We start from the raw sequence: 16,516 nt of genomic DNA on the forward strand, positions 1-16,516 counted from the left end.
CACGTGCCCCTCTTCGCACTGTTCAGAGATGCTTCCGCGCCGCCCGCGACACCCCGGGCAGCCGGTCGCGCAACTCCGCCGCGTGCGCCTCCTCGCGCGCGTAGAGGACGCCGTAGGTGAACGAGGGCTCCCCCGCGGCCTGCGCCTGCACCGCGATCTCGCGCAGCGCGGCCCGCGCCAGCACACCGTCCTGGTAGTCGCCGAGCAGGTCCTGGACCTCCCGCATCAGCGACGTGACGGTCCTGGCCTCCCCGCCGAGGACGGGGCGGGCCACCTCGGCGGCGTAGCGGGTGCGCTTGGCGGCCTTACGGGTGTCGTGGATGGCGGCGTCGCGGTCGGGGCCCGGGGCGAGGTCGAAGCTCTGCTGCAGGGCGCGGGTGAAGCGCCGGTACTGGCGGTCGGCGGCCTTGCGGAGCACGGGTTTCGCCTTGCGGGCGGCGGCGCTGCGCAGCGGGGGATCGGTGAGAATGCCGTCGAGGGCGTCGAGCAGAGCGAGGTGGCGGCGGCCGTCGAGCACGGCGACGATACGGCGCCGGGAGCCGCTGCGGCGGGCGGCGGACCAGGTGCGCAGCCGGCCGCGGACGGGGCCGAGGACGAGCGGTCGCTCCAGCTCCGCGAGGCCGGCGTGGATGCGCTCGGTGAGCACCTCGCGGTCGCGGTCGACCCCGAGTTCGCCGGCCAGCCAGCGCAGCTCGTCGGAGACGGGATCGGTGCGGGTGCGGTCGAGGACGGCGCGGTAGCTGCGGAACGTGCTGCGCAGGCGGCGGCAGGCGACGCGCATCTGGTGGACGGCGTCGGGCTGATCGCGGCGGACGGCGGGGTCGAGTTCGACGATGGCGGTGATCTGGGTGCGTACGTAGTCGAGGACGACGTCGCCGGCGGCGGGCTTGGCGGGCTTCTCGTCCTGCCGCTTCTTCCCGCCCTTGCCCTTCTTGTCCTTCTTGCCCTCCTTGCTGCCCTTGCTGCTCTTACCGCCCTTGCTGTTCTTGCTGTTCCTGCTGTTCTTGCCGCCGTTCCTCTTCTTCCCGGCCCGCGTCGCCGCCTTCTCGTCCGTCTCCGCCAGCGCCCGCGCCAGCTTCGACGGCGCCGCGGACCGCCGCAGCCCGGCCCCGGTCAGCGCCGCCTCCACCGCGTCCAGCACCGCCGGATCCGCCCCGGGGCTCAGCTCGGCCTCCACCTCGGCCCACTGCGCCGTCGCCCCCGTCTCCGGACGCTCCGCGCTCACCCGGTCGACGGAGACCTCCGCGGCCGGCTCGCCGTCCGCGCCGAGCAGGTGGTGGACGTCCCGCTCCGAGCGGATGCGCACGACGGGCACCAGCTCTGCGTCGCGCGTACGGGAGCGGACGAGGGCCGCGAGACGGCGTGGGACGCCCTCGCCGAGCGGGGCGCGGACCTCGTCGCGTACGCCGGCGGCCACCGGCAGCTTCAGGTGCCAGCCCGCGTCGTCGCCGCCGGTGCGGCGGCGCAGGGTGATGCCGTCGGCGGCCAGCCGGCGGGTCGCGGTGTCGTAGTAGACGGCGTCGAGCAGAGAGGTGCCCCGGTCGATCACCGCCGCCACCCCGTCGACGCCCGTCAGGTCCGGCAGCGGGGGCAGTTCGCGGGTGCCCGCCTTGGCCTCGTACTTCCGCTCGATTTCGCGCACCGTGTCCACCATGAATCGAATTTAGCCGTGCTCGGGCGGTTGGTCATGAGGTGTGCAGGGGCGGAATCGCGGAACGTGCCGGGTGGCGAGGGCCCCGGGGGTGTCCTAGCGTCGCGCCCAGAACGACAAGGAGCCCGCTCATGACCCAGACGCGCACCATCCCCGTCATCAGCTACGCCGAGGACATCGACGAGGGCGTGACCCGTGTGGACGCCGGGCTGCTGGTGCTGCGGGCGGTGGTCGGCGTGGTCATGGTGGGCCACGGGGCGCAGAAGCTCCTCGGCTGGTTCGACGGCGCGGGGTTCGGCGCGACGGCGTCGTCCCTGGCCGCGGCCGGCTATCCCGCGGAGCGGACCATGACGTGGGTGCTGGGGCTGAGCGAGATCATCGGCGGGATCGCGCTGATCGCCGGCTTCCTCACCCCGTTGGCGGCCGCCGCCGTGATCGGCGTGGTGATCAACGCCGTGGCGTTCAAGTGGGGCTTCGACTGGAGCGGCCCGATCGCGGCGTCGGATCGGCGGGGCGTCGAGTACGAGTTCCTGCTCGGCGCCGCGGGCGTGGCGCTCGCGCTGACCGGGGCGGGGCCGGTCTCCGTGGACGGCGCGCTCGGGGCGGTGCGGGGCGGGCGGCTCGCCTCGGGGGTGGCGGCCGTGCTGCTGGGGGCCGCCGCGGGGGCGGCGGTGCTGCTGCTGCGCCGGTGGTGAACGCCGGCGGGGCCCGGCGACGTACCGCCGGACCCCGCCGTTCCACGCTCTCTCAGGCGGACAGGGGGCGCTGCGCCTTGACGGACAGCAGCAGCCCCACCGCGATCCACACCGCGAACATCGACGAGCCGCCGTAGCTCACGAACGGCAGCGGCAGCCCCGCCACCGGCATGATGCCGAGCGTCATCCCGATGTTCTCGAACGCCTGGAACGCGAACCACGCCACCACGCCCGCCGCGACGATCGTGCCGTACAGGTCGCTGGCGTCCCGCGCGATCCGGCACGCCCGCCACAGCATCACGCCGAGCAGCAGCAGGATGAGCCCCGCGCCGACGAAGCCCAGCTCCTCGCCCGCCACCGTGAAGATGAAGTCGGTCTGCTGCTCGGGCACGAACTGGCCCGTCGTCTGGCTGCCCTCACCCAGGCCCTTGCCGGTCGCGCCGCCGGAGCCGATGGCGATACGTGCCTGGTTGGTGTTGTAGCCGACGCCGGCCGGGTCGAGCGCCGGGTTGGCGAAGGCGGCGAACCGGGCGACCTGGTACTCGTCGAGCATGCCCAGCGAGACGACCAGCGCCGCGCCGCCGACGCCGGCCAGCACCAGCCCCAGCACCCAGCGGTTCGACGCGCCGGAGGCCAGCAGCACGCCCAGCACGATCGACGTCAGCACCATCGCCGAGCCGAGGTCCGGCATCAGCACGACGATCCCGATGGGCACCGCCGCCAGGCCCAGGGCCTGGACGACGGTGCGGTGGTCGGGGTGCTCGCGGTCGCCCGCGTCGACCCGGGCGGCCAGGATCATCGCCATCCCCAGGATGATCGTGATCTTGGTGAACTCGGCCGGCTGGACCGTGAAGCCGCCGCCGAGGTCGAGCCAGGCGCGGGAGCCGTTGATGGTGCTGCCCAGCGGGCTGAGCACCATGGCGACGAGCGCCAGCGACAGCCCGTACAGCACCGGCACCACCCCGCGCAGCCTGCGGTGGCCCACCCACACGGTGGCGGCCATCAGCGCGATGCCGATGGTGGTGAAGATCGCGTGCCTCATCACGAAGAAGTACGGGTCGCCGCCGGTGAGGTCGTCGCGGTTGCGGGTCGCCGACCAGACGAGCGCGGTGCCGACGGCGGAGAGCCCGAGCCCGGAGAAGAGCAGCATCCAGTCGACCCGGCGCACCAGCGAGTCACGCGCGGTCAGCTTGCCCCACGTGCCCAGCTCGGGCGTGAAGCGCCGGACCGAGTACCCGTCGGTCGCCGTCATCGTGCCTCGATCCTGCCGTCCGGCGAGATCTTCGGCAGCTCCTTCTCCGGCTTGGGCAGCAGCGCCTTCTTCGGGTCGATGCCGCCGTCCTTGCCGACGCCGTACAGCGCGTCGTACACGGCGCGGACGGCGGGCGCCGAGGCGCCGGAGCCGGTGCCGCCCTGAGAGATGGTCATGACGATCGCGTATTCCTCGGTGTACGTCGCGAACCACGATGTCGTCTGCTTGCCGTAGACCTCGGCGGTACCGGTCTTCGCGTGCATCGGGATCCTGTCCTGCGGCCAGCCGCCGAAGCGCCAGGCGGCGGTGCCCCGGGTGGCGACGCCCGCGAGCGCATCGTCTATGGCGGCGTGGGTGGCCTTGTCCAGCGGCAGCTTGCCGTGCGCCTTCGGCTCGATCATGTCGACCTTCTTGCCGTCGGCGCTGACGACGGCCTTGCCCACGGTCGGGTCGTAGAGCGTGCCTCCGTTGGCGATGGCGGCGTACATGGTCGCCATCTGGATCGGCGTGACGAGCGTGTCGCCCTGGCCGATGGAGTAGTTGACGGAGTCACCGGCACGCATCCGCATGCCCTCCAGGCAGTTCTCGTACGCGATGCGCTCGGTGTAGTCGCCGTCCCGCTTGCCCTGCTTGCACCAGGTGTCCTTGTTGGCCCGCCAGTAGTCCTTCTTCCACTGCCGGTCGGGCACCCGGCCGGTGACCTCGTTGGGCAGGTCGATGCCGGTCTCCTCGCCGAGGCCGTACTGGTGGGCGGTCTTGTAGAACCAGTCGTCGGGCTTCTTCTTCGGCTTGTTGCCGCCGTCGTTCAGCCACTCCTGGTGCGCCAGCCGGTAGTAGACCGTGTCGCAGGAGACTTCGAGGGCACGGCCGAGGCCGATGGCGCCGTAGCTCTGCGACTCGAAGTTCTTGAAGACCTGGCCGCCGATGCTGTAGTCGCTGCTGCACTCGTAGTTGCCGTCGAAGGCGTAACCGGCGTTGACCGCGGCGGTCGTCGGGATCGGCTTGAAGATCGAGCCGGGAGCCGACTGGCCCTGGATCGCCCGGTTCAGCAGCGGGTAGTTGGCCTTCTTCCCGGTGAGCTGCTTGTACGTGTCGGCGTCGATGCCGCCGATCCAGTCGTTCGGGTCGTACGTGGGGTTGGACGCCATGGCGACGATGCGGCCGGTGTCGGCCTCCATCACCACCATCGCGCCGGAGTCCGCCTTGTAGTTCGTGCCGGTGTTGTCATCGAACTGGGTACGGGCCTCCTTCATCGCCTTGGCCAGTTCCTTCTCGGCCAGCGCCTGCACCCGCGAGTCGATGCTCGTGACCAGGTTGGAGCCGGGCACGCCGGGCTGCTTGTCGGCCTCTCCTATCACCCGGCCGAGCTTGTCGACGCGGTAGCTCGTCACCCCGGCCCGGCCGCGCAGTTCGGAGTCGTAGGAGCGCTCCAGGCCCGAGCGGCCGATCTGGTCGGTGCGCAGCAGCGGGTTGTCGCTCTCCTCGGCCTCGGTGATCTCCTCGTCGGTGACCGGGGAGAGATAGCCGAGGACCTGCGCGGTGTTCGCGTCGTTCGGCGAGCCGTAGCGGCGGACGGCGGTGGGCTCCGCGGTGATGCCGGGGAACTCCTCCTTGCGCTCGCGGATCTGCAGCGCCTGGCGGGCCGTGGCCTCGTCGGTGAGGGGGATGGGCTGGTACGGGGAGCCGTTCCAGCACGGCTTGGGGGTCTCGGCATCGCAGAGCCGGACCCGCTCCATGAGGGTCTTGGGGTCCATGCCGAGCACACCGGCGAGCTTGGTCAGTATCGCTTCGCCGTCGTCGTCCATCTTCATCAGGTCGGTGCGGCTGGCGGAGACCACGAGGCGGGTCTCGTTGTCGGCGAGCGGCTCACCGCGGGAGTCGAGGATGGAGCCGCGTACGGCGGGCTCGATGACCTGCTGGACGTGGTTGCCGGCGGCCTCCTCCTCGTACTCCTGGCCGTTGCGGATCTGCAGGTACCACAGCCGGCCGCCCAGGGTGAGCAGCAGCGAGAGCACGAGGACCTGGATGCCGATCAGACGGACGGTGACACGGGTGGACTTGCCGGTCTCCGGGATGTTGGTCACAGCCGTTTCACCCCTTTGATACGGGTCGCCTTGACTGACTTGGACTTGGGGCCGAACAGGTTGCCGCGCTGCCGGCCGATGCCGCCGCGGCCGTAGGAACGGGCCCGCCTGACGGCGGCGCGGCTGGCGGTCCCGCCGGCCAGCCAGCGGTACGCGGAGTCGCCGGCGGCCGAGCCGCCGGTGGCGGTCTCCGCGGCCTCGGCGGTCGTGTCGCGGTCCGCCCTGCGGGCCAGCGCCATCACCAGCGGCACGGTGAACGGGGCGAGCAGCAGGTCGTAGATCGCGGCGGTGAAGACCAGGTTGCCCAGGCCCACGCCCCGCACCGAGCCCTCGCCGACGAGGGCGCCGACGCCCGCGTAGAGCAGGGTGGAGCCGACGGCGGCACAGCCCACGACCATCATCGGGCCCGCGGCGGTACGCACCTGCCCGGACTCGGGTTTGACGAGCCCGGCGAGGTAGCCGATGACGGCGAGGACGAGGGCGTAGCGGCCCACGGCGTGGTCGGCGGGCGGCGCGATGTCCGCGAGCAGACCGGCGGTGAAGCCGACGAGAGCGCCTCCGACGTGGCCGTAGACCATCGCGAGGGCGAGGACGACCAGGAGCGTCAGATCGGGTACGGCGCCGGGCAGATGGAGCCGGGCGAGCACGGTGACCTGGAAGACGAGGGCGGTCACCAGCAGCGAGGCGCACAGCAGGACGCGGTTGACGTGTCTCATGCGATCAGTTCCCGTCCACTCCGGTCGTGACGTCCCCCGCCGCGGGGTCGCCGGCCGGGTCCTCGGCTCCGGCACCGGCGCCGGCGTCCGCCTCGCCGTCCGGTGTCCCCTCCCCGTCCGGGGGGACGGTGACGGTGACGGTGGGCGTCGGCGTCGCCTCCGGCGCGGGGGGCAGCACCGCGTCGCGCGGGTCGTCGCGGGGCGGCTGGACGACGACGCCGACGATGTCGAGCCGGGTGAACCGGGCGTACGGCTCGACGTAGACGGTGCGGGTGACGTCGCCGACCGGCTCGACCTTCGAGACGACTCCTATCGGCACGCCCGGCACGAACGGCCGGGAGCCGTGGGAGCCGAAGGTCACCAGCCGGTCGCCCTTCTCCACCTTCAGCTTGCCGTTGAGCAGTTCGACCTTCATGGGCCGATCGCCCTGGCCGGTGGCGAAGCCCAGCTCGCTGGTCTTCTCCAGCCGGGTGCCGACGGTGAACTCCGGGTCGTTGGCGAGCAGCACGGTGGCGGTGGACGGGCCGACGGTGGTGACGCGGCCGACGAGGCCGTCGCCGTTGAGTACGGTCATGTCCCGCTTCAGGCCGTCGCGGGAGCCGGCGTCGATGGTCACGGTCCAGGACAGGCCCTGGGCCGCTCCTATGGCGATGACCTGGGCGCCCTTGATGCCGTAGCGGCCGGCGCCCGCGGTCCCCAGGATCTTGTCCAGCTCCGCCGCGCGGGCGCGGTTGCGGTCGTCGCTGCCCAGCCGTTGCTTCAGCTCGGCGTTCTGCCGCTGCAGCTCGGCGATCCGGTCGTGTCTGTCCCCCGACTCCCCGACCGCCTCGATCGCATTGCCCACCGGGTCGACCACCGTGGCGACGCCGTCCTCGACGGGCCCCAGGGCCGTCGCGGCCCCCCGCTTCGTGGCGTCCAGGGGAGAGTCGTCCCCGCCCCGGATGTCGACCGTGATCAGCGCGAACGAGATGGTGATGAGCAGCAGGAGCAGGACCCGGCTCTCTCGTGTGTCCCTCACGTGCTTCCGAAGCGCCTTCCTGGGTGTCCCGGCGGTGGGGTGCGGACTTGGGGGCTAGCGACGGGGCTGCGCGTCGAGTACCTGCTGCAGCGCCTCGAACTCCTCGACGCACTTGCCCGAGCCGAGCGCGACGGAGTCGAGCGGCTCCTCGGCGAGGTGGATCGGCATCCCCGTCTCGTGGCGCAGCCGCTCGTCGAGGCCGGCCAGCAGCGCGCCGCCCCCGGTGAGCACGATGCCGCGGTCCATGATGTCGCCGGACAGCTCCGGCGGGCACTTGTCGAGCGTCGTCTTGACCGCGTCGACGATCGCGTTGAGCGGCTCCTCCATGGCCTTGCGCACCTCGGCGGAGGAGATCACGACCGTCTTCGGCAGCCCGCTCACCAGGTCGCGGCCCCGGATCTCGGTGTGCTCGTCGCGGTCGGTGTCGTACGCGGAGCCGATGGTGATCTTGATCATCTCGGCGGTGCGCTCACCGAGCAGGAGGCTGTACTCCTTCTTGATGTGCTGGATGATCGCATTGTCCAGCTCGTCCCCGGCGACCCGGATGGACTGCGCCGTGACGATGCCGCCGAGGGAGATCACCGCGACCTCGGTGGTGCCGCCGCCGATGTCCACGACCATGTTGCCCGTCGCCTCGTGCACCGGCAGCCCGGAGCCGATGGCCGCGGCCATCGGCTCCTCGATGATGTGCACCTGACGCGCGCCCGCCTGGGTCGACGCCTCGATGACGGCCCGGCGCTCGACTCCCGTGATGCCCGAGGGCACGCAGACCACGACGCGCGGGCGGGCGAGGTAGCGGCGCTTGTGGATCTTCAGGATGAAGTAGCGCAGCATCCGCTCGGTGATCTCGAAGTCGGCGATGACGCCGTCCTTCAGCGGGCGCACCGCGACGATGTTGCCGGGGGTGCGGCCGATCATCTTCTTCGCCTCGGCGCCGACGGCGAGGATCCCGCCGGTGTTGGTGTTGATGGCCACGACCGAGGGCTCGTTCAGCACGATGCCCCGGCCTCTGACGTACACCAACGTGTTGGCGGTCCCAAGGTCGACGGCCATGTCACGGCCGATGAAAGACATGTTGTTCGCCATGGGATACGTCTGGCCTTCCAGGGTGATGGCGGACGGGGGTCGGCAGCAGGGCGGCGCGCGCTACGGCCCGTGGGGGCCATCGTAGTCTCGCGAGGTCGTGGAGGGAGCGAGGGTGTAGCAGTCAATACGGCACCGTGTCGGTTGCGCTTTCCCCCTTTTCGCTTGCACATGCCAAGAGGCGACCGAATGATCCGGTCGCCTCTTCGGGGGCCGGGCCGGCTGCCGACCTGCGCGGACGTCAGGCGAGGTCGGGGAAGAACAGCTTCAGCTCGCGCGCGGCGGATTCCTCGGAGTCGGAGGCGTGCACGAGGTTCTCGCGGACGACGGTGCCGAAGTCGCCGCGGATGCTGCCGGGCGCGGCGGCGATCGGGTCGGTGGGCCCGGCCAGGGTACGGATTCCCTCGATGACCCGGTCGCCCTCGACCACGAGCGCGACGACGGGTCCCGACGCCATGAACTCCACCAGCGGCTCGTAGAACGGCCGGCCCACGTGCTCGGCGTAGTGCTGCTCCAGGGTCGAGCGGTCGAGGGTGCGCAGCTCGAGCGCGAGGATCGACCAGTCGGCCTTCCGCTCGATCCGGCCGATGATCTCGCCGACCAGCCCGCGGCGTACCGCGTCGGGCTTGAGGAGGACGAGCGTGCGCTGGCTCATGTACGGCTCCTGGCAGTGCGTTGCTGGACTCGGGGGAATCCGACCTTACCCGGACGCGCACGGGCGCCCGCACGCATCCCCGCCGCCGGCTACGCCGGGGCTCCGCCGGTCTCCTCGGCGGCGGCGCGGGCCCGCGCCGCCTTGGCCTCGTCGACGATCCGGCCGTAGTGCACCGACGCCCACCACAGCCCGGCGAAGACCGCGCCCAGGAAGAACATCGACGGCACGACGAAGCCGGACGCGATCAGGGCGATCTGCAGTCCCCAGCCGATCTGCACCGCGCCCGGGCGGCCGAGCATGCCGCAGACCAGCACGCACAGGACCATGGCGGCGCCGCTGACCCCCCAGATCGCGCCGTTCGACAGGTCGGACTGCTGCATCGCGACGAGACCCGTCAGGCCGATGACGAAGATCTCGCCGACCAGCGTGCTCGCGCAGAGCGTGCGCATCGCTCGCCTCTCTCCTCCGGACCAGGGGTGGTGACGGAACCCGGCGCACCGGCACCGGCGGCCCCGTCCTCATCCGCCAGAGTAATGGCCGCGGCCGGAGTCCCGTCCACCCGCCTCGGTCTTCCGGCCGGGTTCGGCCAGGGTGCGTCCGCGGCGGCGGCCCCGGGCGCCCACGGAGCCCTCCACCACCGCCGCGGGAGGCGCGCACCGGCCGCCGTGCTACGTCCTGCCCAGCAGCAGCCGGGCCTCTCCGGCGGTGATGACCGAGCCGGTGACCAGCACGCCCGCGCCGGCGTACTCGTCCTCCTCCTCCGCCAGCGTGATGGCAGCCTCCAGCGCGTCGTCGAGGCGGGGCTCGACCTGGACGCGCTCGCTGCCGAAGACCTCGACGGCGATGGCCGCCAGCTCGTCCGGGTCCATGGCCCGGGTGGTCGAGTTCCGGGTGACGACGACCTCGGTGAAGATCGGCTCGAACGCCTCCAGCAGGCCGCGCACGTCCTTCTCCCTGCTCGTGCCCACGACGCCGACGAGTCGGCTGAAACCGAACGCCTCCTGCACCCCCGCTGCGGAGGCCCGCGCGCCGGCGGGGTTGTGCGCGGCGTCGAGGATGACGGTGGGCGAGGTCCGTACGACCTCCAGCCGGCCCGGCGAGGTGACGGTGGCGAAGGCGCGCCGGACGGTGTCGGCGTCGAGGCTGCGGGCGTGCTCGGAGCCGACGCCGAAGAACGCCTCGACGGCGGCGAGCGCGACCGCGGCGTTGTGCGCCATGTGCTCGCCGTGCAGCGGCAGGAAGACCTCCGGGTACTCGCCGCCGAGGCCGCGCAGCGTCAGCAACTGCCCGCCGACCGCCACCTCCCGGTTCAGCACGCCGAACTCCATGCCTTCCCGGGCCACCGTCGCGTCCACGTCGACGGCCCGCTTCAGGATCACCTGCGCGGCGTCGACCGGCTGCTGGGCCATGATCACCACGGTGCCCGGGCCGCCGCCCGGGGATGTCGCGGTCTTCTTCACGATCCCCGCCTTGTCCGCGGCTATGGCGCCGGGGGTGTCCCCGAGCAGCCGGCTGTGGTCGACCGCGATGGGGGTGACGACGGCGACGGAGGCGTCGACGACGTTCGTGCTGTCCCAGGTGCCGCCGAGGCCGACCTCGACGACCGCCACGTCCACCGGAGCCTCGGCGAACGCCGCGAAGGCCATCGCCGTGAGCATCTCGAAGAACGACAGCGGGTGCTCCTGCCGGGCGTCGACCATCTCCGCGTACGGCTTCAGCTCGCGGTACGTCTCCACGAACCGCTCGGCGTCGATCGGCGCCCCGTCGAGGCCGATCCGCTCCGTGATCGACTGCAGGTGCGGGCTGGTGAAACGGCCCGTCCTGAGGTCGCACGCCACCAGCAGCGCCTCGATCATGCGGGCCGTGGAGGACTTGCCGTTCGTGCCCGTCAGGTGGATCGACGGATACGCCCGCTGGGGATCGCCGAGGATGTCGAGCAGCGCCCGGATGCGCTCCAGCGACGGGTCGATCCGCGTCTCCGGCCAGCGGGCCAGCAGCTCCGCCTCGGCCTCGCGCAGCGCGCCGGCCACCTCGGGGTCGGCCGGGGTCGCGGGCACGCCGTCACCGGTGGGCGGACCCGCCTGGGTGCGCAGGGTGCGGCTGCCGGCCTCGATGACCGCCAGGTCGGGGTCACGGTCGGTCTCGGTGCCGACGATCTCGTCGAAAACGTCGTCTTCCGGGGTGTCCGGGCTGCCGGGGGTCTCGTCCGGGTCGGGACCTGCGGGTTCTTCGCGGGCGCTCACAGTGTCAGTCTAGGGTCCGGCTACGACAGTCTCCCGCCCGGCGGGGCGGCCGGCCGGTACCCGGGAAGCAGCTTCGGATCGCACGTTCGACACAGGAGGCGACCGCGTGTCACCGAACGACCCTCCGAGCGGCGTGGTGCGCCGCCCGCGCGCCCTGTTCGCGATGAGCCCCGACACCCTGCCGCGGCTCTTCGACGCGGCGACGCGGGATCGGCTCGCCGAGATCGCGGACCTCGAACCCGGGCTGGTCGCCGCGGACTTCGCCGAGCCGCGGGCAGCCGCTGCGCTGGCCCGCGCCGAGGTGCTGATCACCTGCTGGGGCTGCCCGCCGCTGGACGGGACGGCGCTCGCCGCGGCGCCGCACCTGCGGGCCGTCGTGCACGCCGCCGGGTCGGTCAAGCACCACGTCACCGAGGCGGTGTGGCGGCGCGGGATCGCGGTCTCCTCGGCGGCCTGGGCGAACGCGCTGCCCGTGGCGGAGTACACCGTCGCGGCGGTGCTCTTCGCGAACAAGCGGGTGCTCCAGGTACGCGAGGAGTACCGGCGGCGGCGCGGTCCGTACGACTGGTACGCGGACCATCCGGGGGCCGGGAACTACCGGCGCACCGTCGGCGTCGTCGGTGCCTCGACGATCGGGCGGCGGGTGCTGGAACTGCTGCGCCCGTACGACCTGTCGACGCTGGTGTACGACCCGTACGCGGACGCCGGCGAGCTGCGCGTCCTCGGCGCCACGCCCTCCGGGCTGGACGAGCTGTGCGCCATCGCCGACGTCGTCACCGTGCACGCGCCGGAGCTGCCGGGCACCCGTCACCTGATCAGCCGCGCCCGGCTCGCCTCGATGCGGGACGGCGCGACGCTCGTCAACACCGCGCGCGGCTCGCTGGTGGACCAGGAGGCGCTCACGGAGGAGCTGGTCGCGGGGCGGCTGCACGCGGTCATCGACGTGACCGAGCCGGAGTTCCTGCCCGCCGGCTCGCCGCTGTACGAGCTGCCGAACGTGCTGCTGACACCGCATGTCGCGGGGTCGCTGGCGGGCGAGCTGCCCCGGCTGGGCCGGGCGGCGGCCGGTGAACTGGCCCGTTACGCCGCGGGGTTGCCCTTCGCCCACCCCGTGCGCCCGGAGTCCCTGGGCCACAGCGCGTAGCCGCGCGCACGGGCCCGGGGCAGACGCCCCGGGCCCGTGCCCCGCTACGCCGTCGGCAGGCGCTCCAACTGGGCGCCGATGCGGACGATGTCCTCCTCGGCCTTCGCCAGCCGGGCGCGGATCTTCGCCACGACCGGCTCCGGCGCCTTGGCGAGAAAGCCCTCGTTGCCGAGCTTGGCCTCCGCCTGCGTCTTCTCCTTCTCGGCGGCGGCCAGATCCTTCGTCAGCCGCTTGCGCTCGGCCGCCACGTCGATCGTCCCGGACAGGTCCAGCGCGACGGTCGCGCCCGCCACCGGCAGGGACGCCGTGGCGGCGAAGGAGTCGCCCTCGGGCTGGAGCCGCAGCAGGTGCCGCATGGCGGCCTCGTGCGCCTGCAGGCCGGCGCCGGCCAGCTCCACCCGGGCGGGCACCCGCTGGCCGGGCTGCAGGCCCTGGTCGGCGCGGAAGCGGCGGACCTCGGTGACGACCTCCTGCAGCTTCACGATCTCCGCCTCGGCCGCCGCGTCCCGGAAGCCGGAGTCCGCGGGCCAGTCGGCGATCACGAGGGACTCGCGGCCGGTCAGCGTCGTCCAGAGCGTCTCGGTGACGAACGGGATCACCGGGTGGAGCAGCCGCAGCGTGAGGTCCAGGACCTCGCCGAGGACGCGGCGGGAGGCGTCGGCCGCGGGGCCGCCGGCCGCGAACGTCGTCTTGGACAGCTCCACGTACCAGTCGAAGACCTCGTCCCAGGCGAAGTGGAACAGCACGTCGGAGAGCTTCGCGAACTGGAAGTCGTCGTAGAGCGCGTCGACTTCGGCGACGACGGCGCCGAGCCGGGAGAGGATCCAGCGGTCGGTCGTGGACAGCTCCGATCCGGCGGGCAGCGGGCCCTCGACCGTGGCACCGTTCATCAGCGCGAAACGGGTGGCGTTCCACACCTTGTTCGCGAAGTTGCGCGAGCCCTGCACCCAGTCCTCGCCGATCGGCACGTCGGTGCCGGGGTTGGCGCCGCGGGCGAGGGTGAAGCGGACGGCGTCGGAGCCGTACGTGTCCATCCACTCCAGCGGATCCACGGCGTTCCCGAAGGACTTCGACATCTTCTTGCCGAACTGGTCGCGGACCATGCCGTGCAGCGCGATGGTGCGGAACGGGACCTCGCCGTCCATCGCGTACAGCCCGAACATCATCATCCGGGCGACCCAGAAGAAGAGGATGTCGTAGCCGGTGACCAGGACCGAGTTCGGATAGAACTTCGCCAGACTCTCGGTCTCCTCCGGCCAGCCCAGCGTGGAGAACGGCCACAGGCCGGAGGAGAACCACGTGTCCAGCACGTCGCTGTCCTGCGTCCAGCCCTCGCCGCTCGGCGGCTCCTCGTCCGGGCCGACGCAGACCAGCTCGCCGTCCGGGCCGTGCCAGACGGGGATCCGGTGGCCCCACCAGAGCTGCCGGGAGATGCACCAGTCGTTGAGGTTGTCGACCCAGCCGAAGTAGCGGGACTCCATCTCCCTGGGGTGGATGGCGACCCGGCCGTCGCGCACCGCGTCGCCCGCGGCCTTGGCCAGCGGGGCGACCTTGACCCACCACTGCATGGACAGCCGCGGCTCGATCGTGGTCTTGCAGCGGGAGCAGTGGCCCACCGAGTGGACGTAGGGCCGCTTCTCGGCCACGATCCGGCCGTCGGCCCGCAGCGCGGCGACGATCGCCGAGCGGGCCTCCATCCGGTCCAGGCCCTGGAACGGGCCGTGGGCGGTGATGACCGCGTGGTCGTCCATGACCGTGAGCATCGGCAGATCGTGCCGGCGGCCGATCTCGAAGTCGTTGGGGTCGTGCGCCGGGGTCACCTTCACGGCGCCCGTGCCGAACTCCGGGTCCACGTGCTCGTCGGCGATGACGGGGATGCGGCGGCCGGTGAGCGGCAGCACGATCTCCGTGCCCACGAGACGGCGGTAGCGCTCGTCGTCCGGGTGGACCGCGACGGCGGTGTCGCCGAGCATCGTCTCGGCGCGGGTGGTGGCCACGACGATGGACTGCTCGCCCTCGCCGTAGCGGAGGGAGACCAGCTCGCCGTCGTCGTCCTGGTACTCCACCTCGATGTCGGAGATCGCGGTGAGGCAGCGGGGACACCAGTTGATGATGCGCTCGGCGCGGTAGATCAGCTCGTCGTCGAAGAGCCGCTTGAAGATGGTCTGGACGGCGCGCGAAAGGCCCTCGTCCATGGTGAAGCGGTCGCGGCTCCAGTCGACGCCGTCGCCGAGACGGCGCATCTGGCCGGCGATCTGGCCGCCGGACTCGGCCTTCCACTTCCACACCCGCTCGACGAACGCCTCGCGGCCCAGATCGTGCCGCGACAGGCCCTCCTTGGCCAGCTCGCGCTCCACGACGTTCTGCGTGGCGATGCCGGCGTGGTCCATGCCGGGCTGCCACAGCGTCTCGAACCCCTGCATGCGCTTGCGGCGGGTGAGGGCGTCGATCAGCGTGTGCTCGAAAGCATGGCCGAGATGGAGGCTTCCCGTAACGTTCGGCGGGGGGATGACGATCGCGTACGGCGGCTTGTCGCTCTTGGCGTCCGCCGCGAAGTAACCGCGCTCTACCCAGCCCTCGTAGAGCGAGGTCTCGACCTCGCCGGGCGTGTACTGCGTGGGTAGCTCTGCTGCGCTGCTCTGCGGATTCTTTGCGTCGGTCACGACGGTCAGTCTAGAGGCGCGTCACACCCCGCCGCGAACCACTTGGGGACGGGCTGCGTCCTTGTGGACAACCGCGCCGCTCCGATCGAGACCCGAGGCAGCGCACCACGACGCGATCCGACAGTATGGGCGGAGCAGCTTTAACTCACGGAGGGGACCGTAATGAGTCACAACCAGCCGCCGCCACCCGGACCATACGGGGGTGGAGGGCAGCAGCCAGGCCCGTACGGGCAGCCCGGTCCCTACGGCCAGCCCCCGCAGCCGCCGGCGCAGCCCGCGCAGTCGCCCTACGCCCAGCCCGGGCAGGGCGGCCAGCCGGGTCAGCCCGGCTACGGCTACCCGCAGCAGGGCGGCGACCAGGGCTACGGGCAGCAGCAGCCCGGTGCCTACGGACAGCCCGGTGGTTACGGCCAGCAGCAGTACGGACAGCAGCAGGCCGGGCCGTACGGGCAGCAGCCCGCGTACGGCCAGGTCCCGCCCCCGCCGGGAGGCGGCAAGAACAAGACCATGCTCGTCGTCGTCGGCGCCGTGGTCGCGGTCGCGGTGATAGCCGCCGCCGCGTTCTTCCTGGTCGGTGGCGACGATGACGACGGCAAGAAGGACGAGTCGAAGAACTCGCAGACCGACGGCGGGAAGACCGGCGACGACGGCGACAGCGGGGACGACCCGCCCGCCGACGACGGCAAGAAGTACAAGCTGACCGCCCCCGAGACGGTCGCCACGGAGTACAAGAAGAACGAAGGCGCGACGGGCGGCTCGGGGCTCAACTCCAGCGACATCGACCAGTTGGAGACCATCGGCGTCTCCAACCCCAAGGACGTCGGCGCCGGCTACACGGCGGGCACCTCGGCGACGGCCAAGATCCTGCAGTTCCAGGGCGTCTACGGCGACATCTCCAACCCGGAGATGGTGCTGGACGCGTTCTTCGCCTACATGGCGAAGGAGGCCGCCGCCGACCCGTCCGCGGGTGGCGGCGACACGGCCGAGCTGGTCGGCAGCCCGGAGGAGGTCTCCCCCGACGGGCTGGAGGAGGGCGCTTCGATGAAGTGCCAGTACGTCAAGTTCACCACCTCGGACCCCAGCGCGCCGACTGACAGCTTCCAGTTCCCCACCTGCGCCTGGGCCGACAGCAGCACCATCGGCTACGTCGCTCTGACCGACCCGACGCTGATCCTCACCGGCGGCGAGATGAGCATGGACGAGGCCTCGACCACCACCGCGGACGTCCGCAACGACGTCCGGGTGCCGATCGGCTGACCCGTACGGCACACACGCGAAGGGGCCGCCCGGTGGGCGGCCCCTTTTCGTATGG

The 16,516-nt window shown here is 72.0% G+C and carries 13 protein-coding genes; 3 read left to right on the forward strand and 10 right to left on the reverse strand.

Annotated elements, in window-relative coordinates; translation table 11 throughout:
• Positions 1 to 22: 22 nt before the first annotated feature.
• Positions 23 to 1,654, reverse strand: coding sequence for a CYTH and CHAD domain-containing protein (locus tag I003_RS0102855; RefSeq protein ID WP_027770112.1), 1,632 nt, complete (start codon positions 1,652 to 1,654; stop codon positions 23 to 25).
• A 128-nt stretch (positions 1,655 to 1,782) separates the two neighbouring features.
• Here I003_RS0102855 and I003_RS0102860 point away from each other — a divergent pair, with 128 nt between their 5' ends.
• Positions 1,783 to 2,346, forward strand: a complete 564-nt coding sequence (locus I003_RS0102860) for a DoxX family protein (RefSeq protein ID WP_027770113.1) — start codon at positions 1,783 to 1,785, stop codon at positions 2,344 to 2,346.
• 52 nt (positions 2,347 to 2,398) lie between these two features.
• On the opposite strand, the gene rodA is transcribed toward I003_RS0102860, so the two are convergent.
• From rodA to folC, 8 genes are all read right to left on the reverse strand, one after another.
• Positions 2,399 to 3,598, reverse strand: a complete 1,200-nt coding sequence (gene rodA / locus I003_RS0102865; protein ID WP_027770114.1) for a rod shape-determining protein RodA — start codon at positions 3,596 to 3,598, stop codon at positions 2,399 to 2,401.
• Positions 3,595 to 5,682, reverse strand: coding sequence for a penicillin-binding protein 2 (mrdA, locus tag I003_RS0102870; protein WP_027770115.1), 2,088 nt, complete (start codon positions 5,680 to 5,682; stop codon positions 3,595 to 3,597). The genes rodA and mrdA overlap by 4 nt, the downstream gene beginning before the upstream one ends.
• On the reverse strand, positions 5,679 to 6,398 hold the full coding sequence (gene mreD, locus I003_RS0102875) for a rod shape-determining protein MreD (protein ID WP_027770116.1): 720 nt from the start codon (positions 6,396 to 6,398) through the stop codon (positions 5,679 to 5,681). Before mreD ends, mrdA begins: the two co-directional genes overlap by 4 nt.
• 4 nt (positions 6,399 to 6,402) lie before the next feature.
• Complete coding sequence (gene mreC, locus I003_RS0102880) at positions 6,403 to 7,416, reverse strand: rod shape-determining protein MreC (protein WP_027770117.1); 1,014 nt, start codon at positions 7,414 to 7,416, stop codon at positions 6,403 to 6,405.
• A gap of 54 nt (positions 7,417 to 7,470) precedes the next feature.
• Entirely contained in the window at positions 7,471 to 8,490 is a 1,020-nt protein-coding gene (locus tag I003_RS0102885; RefSeq protein WP_018834281.1) for a rod shape-determining protein, read from the reverse strand.
• A gap of 250 nt (positions 8,491 to 8,740) precedes the next feature.
• Positions 8,741 to 9,154: a nucleoside-diphosphate kinase gene (gene ndk / locus I003_RS0102890; RefSeq protein ID WP_027770118.1), complete on the reverse strand. Its 414-nt coding sequence runs from the start codon at positions 9,152 to 9,154 to the stop codon at positions 8,741 to 8,743.
• Between the two features lie 89 nt (positions 9,155 to 9,243).
• Complete coding sequence (locus I003_RS0102895) at positions 9,244 to 9,603, reverse strand: DUF4233 domain-containing protein (protein ID WP_027770119.1); 360 nt, start codon at positions 9,601 to 9,603, stop codon at positions 9,244 to 9,246.
• 219 nt (positions 9,604 to 9,822) lie between these two features.
• On the reverse strand, positions 9,823 to 11,397 hold the full coding sequence (gene folC, locus I003_RS0102900; RefSeq protein WP_027770120.1) for a bifunctional tetrahydrofolate synthase/dihydrofolate synthase: 1,575 nt from the start codon (positions 11,395 to 11,397) through the stop codon (positions 9,823 to 9,825).
• Between the two features lie 163 nt (positions 11,398 to 11,560).
• Here folC and I003_RS0102905 point away from each other — a divergent pair, with 163 nt between their 5' ends.
• Positions 11,561 to 12,541 (forward strand): hydroxyacid dehydrogenase, encoded by a 981-nt coding sequence (locus tag I003_RS0102905; RefSeq protein WP_027770121.1) that lies wholly within the window; start codon positions 11,561 to 11,563, stop codon positions 12,539 to 12,541.
• 44 nt (positions 12,542 to 12,585) lie between these two features.
• Here the strand turns inward: I003_RS0102905 and I003_RS0102910 are convergent, their stop codons facing one another.
• Positions 12,586 to 15,204 carry a valine--tRNA ligase gene (locus tag I003_RS0102910; RefSeq protein WP_027770122.1) on the reverse strand — a complete coding sequence of 873 codons (2,619 nt, stop codon included), beginning with the start codon at positions 15,202 to 15,204 and terminating at the stop codon, positions 12,586 to 12,588.
• 162 nt (positions 15,205 to 15,366) lie between these two features.
• Here I003_RS0102910 and I003_RS0102915 point away from each other — a divergent pair, with 162 nt between their 5' ends.
• A complete protein-coding gene (locus I003_RS0102915; RefSeq protein WP_027770123.1) occupies positions 15,367 to 16,461 on the forward strand; it encodes a hypothetical protein in 1,095 nt (364 codons plus the stop codon).
• Positions 16,462 to 16,516 lie beyond the last annotated feature (55 nt).

This window comes from Streptomyces sp. CNQ329, assembly GCF_000482585.1.